The 8320-nt window shown below is 40.6% G+C and carries 5 protein-coding genes and 1 pseudogene; 5 read left to right on the forward strand and 1 reads right to left on the reverse strand.

Annotated elements, in window-relative coordinates; all coding sequences use genetic code 11:
• From B2Y23_RS03640 to B2Y23_RS03660, 5 genes and pseudogenes are all read left to right on the forward strand, one after another.
• Nucleotides 1-141, forward strand: a pseudogene (locus tag B2Y23_RS03640) (HlyD family secretion protein); the annotation flags it as partial.
• A gap of 2 nt (nt 142-143) precedes the next feature.
• Entirely contained in the window at nt 144-1274 is a 1131-nt protein-coding gene (locus B2Y23_RS03645; RefSeq protein ID WP_291369084.1) for an ABC transporter permease, read from the forward strand.
• The gene (locus tag B2Y23_RS03650; RefSeq protein WP_291369086.1) at nt 1271-2380 is read left to right on the forward strand and encodes an ABC transporter permease; all 1110 of its coding nucleotides are present in this window, start codon (nt 1271-1273) and stop codon (nt 2378-2380) included. Before B2Y23_RS03645 ends, B2Y23_RS03650 begins: the two co-directional genes overlap by 4 nt.
• A gap of 269 nt (nt 2381-2649) precedes the next feature.
• The gene (gltP, locus tag B2Y23_RS03655; protein ID WP_291354762.1) at nt 2650-3945 is read left to right on the forward strand and encodes a glutamate/aspartate:proton symporter GltP; all 1296 of its coding nucleotides are present in this window, start codon (nt 2650-2652) and stop codon (nt 3943-3945) included.
• Between the two features lie 175 nt (nt 3946-4120).
• Nucleotides 4121-5287, forward strand: coding sequence for a type I restriction endonuclease (locus B2Y23_RS03660; protein WP_291354763.1), 1167 nt, complete (start codon nt 4121-4123; stop codon nt 5285-5287).
• Nucleotides 5288-5337: 50 nt separating this feature from the next.
• On the opposite strand, the gene gyrA is transcribed toward B2Y23_RS03660, so the two are convergent.
• Nucleotides 5338-8320, reverse strand: a 2983-nt coding sequence (gene gyrA, locus B2Y23_RS03665) for a DNA gyrase subunit A (RefSeq protein ID WP_291369088.1), incomplete at its 5' end; no start/stop codon positions are given.

Consider the following 8320-nt stretch of genomic DNA (forward strand, 5'->3'; position numbering starts at 1 on the left):
GGTGAATTTGCCACCATTAAAACCACACGCCAAACCGGTGGCTATGATATTCGCAGTTTCAAGATTCGGCTCACCCCTGCCCAGCCAATGGCAGATTTAAAAGTGGGCATGAGCGTACTGTTTAAAGTGAAAGAGTCTTAATTATGCTGCATGGCATACTGTGTGAACTTCGCTATTTGCTCAAGCATAAGTGGGACTTGTGCATGGTCACACTGGCACCTGCATTTATGATTGTGCTGTTCGCCAGTATGTTTGCTCAAGGCAAACCCAGCCATCTGCCGATTGCGATTATTGACCAGGACCAGAGTGAACTGAGCCAAAACATTATTCATCATGCCGGTCTGAACCACAGCCTGAAAATCAGTACGATTTCCAACAGTCAGGATGAGGTTGAACAGCTACTCAATCAAAATAAGATCTGGGGTTATATCAGCATTCCCGAAGGTGCCGAACAACGGCTGGTTCAAGCCAAGGATGCTGAAATCAGTATTGCCTATAACCAAAGTTATTTTAGTGTCGGCAATAGCATTTCTTCTGCCATGCTAATCAGTACCTTACAGGCACTGGCCGACTTTACTGGACACAGTTATTTGCAAAACCAGATTCCTTATCTGGATGCACCGACACCCAATATCAAGATTTCGCCGCTATACAACCCGGGCCTAAGTTATGAGTTTTATTTAGAACCGTACATGATTCCAGCGATTTTGCATTTATTGCTCTGTTGTTGTGTGGCATTTTCAGTTGGACAAGAACTGAAATTTAATACCACCACGCAGTGGCTCGCACAGCCAAATATCTTGCTTGCCCTGTTTGCCAAAAATATGACTTATGTACTGATTTTCAGCTTTTGGACCTGGCTGTGGATGTTCTGGTTGATTGAAATTCGAGGCTGGTTTGTTGCAGGTCAATTGTGGATGATTCTACTGGGGCAATTTCTTCTCTATAGTGCGTATGCCTTTATTAGCAGCAGCGTGGTTTTAGCCACCCGTGATCTGGCGAAAAGTTTTGGTTTTATTGCGGTGTATGGCGGTTCTTCTTTAAGTTTTGCCGGCGTAACTTTACCATTGAATAATGCGCCTTTATTCACCCAGTTCTGGTCCAATATTATTCCCTATACCCCTTATGCCAAGTTACAGACAGAACAATGGGTCATCGGTAGTCCTGTATCCATTTCACTGTTACCAATTGCAGTTTTAGCATTTTATTGCCTGTTGTATATGAGCACCGCCTATCTATTCCTTAAAAAGCATATAAAGGGAGTTCAGGCATGAAAACGACTCCTAAAAACTTTCTATACTTTTATTTTAAAACCTTTAAAAATATTACTGCGAATAGTTCTATTTTGACCACGTTGGTGCTCTCGGTATTTGTATATAGTTTCTTTTATCCAGCTGCGTATAAAGCCGAACATGCTGAATCATTGCCTATCATTATTGTCGATGAAGAACAAAGCCTAGTGACCTCCAAGATTATTGACGAAGTTACCAAAAGTCCTAATGTGGAAATCCGTGCAGTGATGGGCAATTTTGCCGAAGCACAGCAAATGATCAGGCTGCAACAGGCGGATGGGATTTTACTGCTGCCAGATAACTTATCCGGCAGTCTGCGCCGAGGTGAAGTGGGCGGCATCGGTTTGTATTTAAGTGCGGCCAATTTTTTAAAAACCCAAAAGATTGGTTTGGGACTGGCTGCATCAGTTGAACATGCGTTGGCCGAACAGGCTGAAAAATTTCAGAATATTTCAGAATTTTCTCTGGCACTATCGATTCATCAAATTCCTTTGTTCAATACCTTGTCTGGCTATGGCAGTTATATTTTTCCGGCCGTTGCTCCACTGATTATCCATCAAACTATTCTGCTGGGTTTGTGCATGTTGATTGCAGGCTATCGTGAGAAGCACTGGACACCCAATCGAACCGAATTTTGGGCTTTGTTTGGTGCCATTTTAACTATAGGCTTTTTAGGTTGTTTGTATCTGTTTGGATTTACCTTTTGGCTAAATGATTATCCACGTGGCGGTAATTTCCTGGGCATGCTCATTGCGGTACCTATATTTCTGAGCTGCGTGATTGGCTTGAGCATGCTGATTGCATCTTTTCTGGATATGCCAGAACGTGCAGGTCATGTGATTGTCTTTACCTCTATTCCCCTGTTTCTGCTTTCAGGTACGGCATGGCCGCATGCTGCAATGCCAGAATGGATGCAATGGTTGGGTCAAGCTCTTCCGTCCACCCAAGGCATACAGATGTTTATTCAATTGAACCAGATGGGCGTGCCAACTCAGCTGGTCATTCCGAAAATGATTTATCTGGCGACTTTTGCGGGTATTTGCCTAGTTTGGTCATATTTCAGGCTGACCCGAGCTGCTCAAAAATAATCTTTTACGTATGACGTCATAAGATTATTAAATAAAACTTTACAATTTGACTATTTCTTGTACTAAAAATGATCTTTTTTTGACCTTTTGAATCAATTGTGAAGAAAAAAGTTAGATTGAATGTATTAATCGATGCAAAATAGCCCCCTGTTCATATTCCATGAATATTTTTTATATGATTCATTCCCACGCTTCCACTAACATGCCGATGTGATATCGACAGTGTTACAGCAGCTTTTTCATTAAAAATTTGATTTTAAGGGCTTAGCATGAAAAGGATTAAGATTAGTCTTGCTTGGCAAATCGTCATTGCGCTCATTTTAGGTGTGCTTGTAGGCTCTTTTCTACATTATTCTCCCGAATATCGTGAAACTCTAATTAATAATCTGCTGAGTCCTTTGGGCGCAATCTTTATTAATTTGATTAAGATGATCGTCATTCCACTTGTCGTTTCAATGCTGATTTTAGGTATTGCCAATACAAGTCATGGTCAAAATTTGGGTAAGCTTGGTTTCAAAACCATTGTTTATTTTGAAGTTATTACCACTGTTGCGATTATTGTCGGTCTGGTTGCTGCAAATATATTCCAGCCGGGCGCCGGTATTGACATGTCGAGTTTGACACAAACCGATATCTCTCAATATCAGCAAACCACCCAGGAAGTGAGTAGCCACTCTCATGGTCTGGTGAATACCATTTTATCTTTAATTCCTTCCAATATTTTTGGATCACTGACTGATGGGCATATGCTGCCAATCATCTTCTTCTCCGTGATCTTTGGTGTTGGTTTAGGGTCTTTAGCCAAAGAAACCAAGAAACCGCTGATTGATGTGTTGCATGCGATTTCTGAAACCATGTTCAAAGTGACCCACATGATCATGCTTTTTGCACCATTCGGTGTATTCGGCCTGATTGCGGCTACCGTTGCGAACTTTGGTTTTGCTTCACTGCTGCCATTATTGAAATTGGCTCTATTGGTTTACGGCGCTATTTTCTTCTTCATCTTTGTCATTTTAGGACTTGTCGCTAAATTCTGTGGTTTCAGTATTTGGGAAATTATTAAAATTCTAAAAGATGAGCTGATTCTGTCTTATTCAACTGCAAGTTCCGAGACAGTATTACCGCGCCTGATGGAAAAAATGGAAGCCTATGGTGCGCCAAAATCCATTACCAGTTTTGTTATTCCAATCGGTTATTCATTTAACCTGGATGGTTCGACACTTTATCAAAGTATTGCAGCGATCTTTATTGCGCAGCTTTACGGTATTGATTTAACCATTACTCAGCAAATTATTCTGGTTCTAACCTTAATGATTACCTCTAAAGGTATTGCCGGTGTTCCGGGTGTGTCTTTCGTTGTATTGTTGGCAACCTTGGGCAGTGTGGGTATTCCACTTGAAGGCTTGGCATTTATTGCCGGTATTGACCGTATTTTAGATATGGCGCGTACTGTGCTGAATGTAATTGGTAACTCATTAGCTGTTCTTGTGATCAGTAAATGGGAAGGTAAATTTGATGCTGAAAAGCAAAAAGATTATCAAGTTGAAATGAAACAGGCTGCATAATTTATAATATTAAAAAAGGAAGCTTCGGCTTCCTTTTTTATTACAAACAAAAAGAATTCCAACCAAATTAAATTTTAAAAATTTTCCTTATATTTAGTTTTCAATTGAAAACTAAAACAAAAAAGATAATACTGATTAAATATTAATCAAAAAATAAACTACAAAAGGAAGATAAATGGAAAATTTCATAAATAAGCTTCAAAGCCATATTGACCATGTTAAACGTGTTGGGGAACACTGCTCTACTGAGGAAACAACTAAACAAGCATTAATTTTACCGCTTTTAGACATTCTTGGCTTTAGTCCTTACGATCCCACAAAAGTATTAGCAGAATTTGCTGCTGATTTTCCAGGAGTCAAATCAACAGAAAGAGTTGATTATGCTTTATATTGCAATGGTCAACCTGTGATGTTTATTGAAGCAAAACCGTATGTAGCAAATCTAACCAATCATGCCCCACAATTATCCCGTTATTTTAATAGCAGTCTAGGCGTTACCATTGGAGCAATTACCAATGGTAAAGAATGGCGTTTTTTTACTGATTTAATTAATCCTAATGTCATGGATGAGAAACCATTTCTAACCGTTGATTTTATGAAACATAAAGCGGAAGAGCTGGTACAGTTAGCCGAATTTAAGCATGATAATTTCCACGTAGAAAAATTACGTTTCTTTGCAGAAGAAAATCAATATATCCAACAATTTAAAGCAGTAATTAAGAAAAGTATTAATGAAATTGATTTAGATTTTGTTCGCTATGTTGCACAGCAAGCAAATATTCAGCGCCAATTAAATACTAAATTTTTAGAAACGATACAACCATTTGTAAAACAAGCCGTTGAACAAGCTATCAGTGATACAGTTGTTAAGGGATTATCATCCCCAACGATTATTACCGCTCAAACAATTGAACCGAAATCCGAACAAACTATTGATCAACCAATTGATAAAGGATTTAAAGATATTGTTAATTCTGACAACGACAAAATTATTACGACAAAAGATGAGCAAGAACTGTTTCGAATAGTGAGTGAACTTTTCCCTGAATCAGATTTAGCAACTAGAGATACAGAAAGCTATTACTCTGTTTTATACCAAAATAAAAACAATCGTTGGTTATTTAGATACGATGTAAATCGAAAACGACCTACAATTCAATTTAATATAAATATTGATGACCAGCGTAAATTAGAATTATTACGTGCAGGACTAGAAGTATTAACTAATGGACAAGTTTATTTAGATAAACCAGAACATATTTATAGAGCTGTAGGCATCCTCAAAGATTGTCTGGATTACTGTAGTAACGATGATAATTTTAAAAGAAATGTTGCTTCTTAATTTTAAAGTCATAAAAAAGAGCGCCTAAGCGCTCTTTTTTAAATCAAAACTTATTCTTCGTCAGAATCTCTTAGATCCGATTCAGTATCAGCTTCATCAGCGATAGTTTCATCATCCACCAAAGTTTCAGAATCAATTAAAGCTGTAGAGGCAACAACTTCTTCACATTTAACCGCCTCAATAAACTCATCTTCTTCTACAGCTTCAACCGAAACCACACCTACAAGTAACTCATCATTACCTAAACGGATCAATCGAACACCTTGGGCATTACGACCAGTTTGCGCAACTTCAGAAGCACGTGTACGAACTAACGTACCACCATCAGAAATCAGCATCAGTTCTTTAGAGGCATCAATTGCAACCGCACCTACCAACTGACCGTTACGCTCAGAGGTCTTGATCGCAATCACGCCCTTACCGCCACGTTTCTTGGTCGGGAAGTCATCTACCGGAGTACGTTTACCGTAACCATTTTCAGAAGCACACAGCACTTCACCCGTTTCAGGTACAACCACCAGTGAAACAATACGGCTAATTAAAGCTGAATCTGAACTATCTTCATCATCTGACTCGATATCAGCATCTTCGGCATCTTCAACTTGCGCTGCACCAATGGTCACACGCATACCGCGTACACCTTTGGCTGAACGTCCCATTGAACGCACATCAGTTTCAGCAAAACGGATCGCTTTACCTTCATTCGAGAACAACATGATTTGCTGTTCGCCATCGGTAATCGCAACGCCAATTAAAGTGTCATCGCCATTAAGTTCAATGGCCCGTAAACCGTTCGAACGAACATTACTGAACTGTTCAAGTTCTACACGTTTGATCGTACCGTACTCGGTGGCCATAAACACATAGAAGTTTTTACGTACTGCTTCCGCTTGCTGTGCAAAGTCGGCAATGACTTGATCATCCAGATCGCTTGCTGAAAGCTCAACACCCAATTGCTTCAATTGAACACGTAATGCATCAGACAAGTCATCTGCACCATCTTCAAGTTCAGCAAGTGCTACTTCTAGTTCAGCATAATGTGAATTGATAATTTCATTTTCTTGAAGTTTCGCAGCATTGGCTTTTACAAATGCCTTAAAATCAACCAGACGATCTTTAAATTTCTTCGGTGCATCAATCACCGGAAGAATAGCGGTAATGGTCTCGTTCGCATCCAGCGGCAACAGGTTCACCATTGGGCGACCTTTGGCACCACGTGATGCTTGGGGCACTTCAAATACTTTCAGACGATAGACTTTACCTACATCAGTGAAGCAAAGCACCGTTGCGTGGTTCGAAGTCACAATCAGATGCTGGATGTAATCGTCTTCTTTCATTGAAGTCGCAGACTTACCACGACCACCACGACGCTGTGCAGCATAGTCAGAAAGTGGCTGGGTTTTCGCATAACCGGTTTTAGAAACGGTCAATACCACCTGTTCTTCAGGAATCAAATCTTCACGAGAGAAATCAATACGTGATTCAACAATAGCAGTTTTACGCGCATCGCCATATTGTTGCAGGATTAACGCCAATTCTTCTTTAATCACTGCCATCAATAAATTGAAATCGTTCAGAATTGCAGTTAATTCAGCAATTTGACCCAAAATTTCAGAATATTCAGCATGTAGCTTGTCTTGTTCCAGACCGGTTAAGCGATGTAAACGCAGTTCCATAATCGCGTTAACTTGTGTTGGTGACAGACGGTAAATATTACCTTCCAGACCAAATGGTTTCGCTGGATCTTCGCCTTCAATTTCGTCAGGACGTACCGATACTGAACCTGCTTTTTCAAGCAATGCAACAACACCGCCACCTGCCCATTCACCCGCTTGTAAACGCTCACGCGCTTCAGCCGGATTGGCAGAAGTTTTGATGGTTTCGATAATGGCATCAATATTTGCCAGAGCAACCGTCAAACCTTCCAAGATATGACCACGTTCACGTGCTTTACGAAGTTCGAACATGGTACGGCGAGTCACCACTTCTTGGCGGTGACGAATAAACGCTGCAATGATGTCTTTCAAGTTCATCAACTTCGGCTGACCGTTGTCGAGGCAGACCATGTTGATGCTGAAAGAATTTTCAAGTTGTGTGTTCTGGAACAGGTTATTCACAATTACTTCAGCGTTTTCGCCACGCTTCAAATCAATTGCAATACGCATCCCGTCTTTGTCGGATTCGTCACGAAGTTCCGAAATACCTTCAAGTTTTTTCTCTTTAACCAATTCAGCAATACGTTCAATCGTTTTTGCTTTATTGACTTGATATGGAATTTCAGTAAATACGATAGTGGTACGACCGTTTTTCGGGTCTTCTTCAAAATGATATTTACCACGAATATGCAAACGGCCTTTACCGGTACGGTAAGCATCGACAATGCCCGATTTACCGTAAATGATACCGCCTGTAGGGAAATCTGGACCAGAAATGTGTTCCATCAACCCTTCAATTGAAATATTCGGGTTTTCCGCATAGGCCAAACATGCATTGACCACTTCGGTCATGTTGTGTGGCGCCATATTGGTCGCCATACCCACAGCAATACCGGTTACACCGTTAATCAGCAAGTTAGGCACACGTGTCGGCATAACTTGTGGAATACGTTCAGAACCGTCGTAGTTGTCTTCCCACTCGACTGTATCTTTTTCCAGATCAGCCAAAAGTTCATGGGTGAGCTTACGCATACGCACTTCGGTATAACGCATTGCTGCTGCGCTATCGCCATCGACTGAACCGAAGTTACCCTGACCATCCACCAATTGATAACGCAAGCTAAAGTCTTGCGCCATACGAACAATGGTCTCATAAACAGCAGAGTCACCATGCGGGTGATATTTACCGATCACGTCACCGACTACACGGGCTGACTTTTTGTATGCTTTATTGTAGTCGTTGCCCAATTCGTGCATAGCGAAAAGCACACGACGATGAACAGGCTTTAAGCCATCTCTCACGTCAGGTAATGCACGAGAAACAATAACGCTCATGGCATAGTCGAGATATGAGCTTTTGAGTTCATCCTCAATGGCA

The organism is Acinetobacter sp. UBA5934, assembly GCF_002430855.1.
Lineage (GTDB): Bacteria > Pseudomonadota > Gammaproteobacteria > Pseudomonadales > Moraxellaceae > Acinetobacter.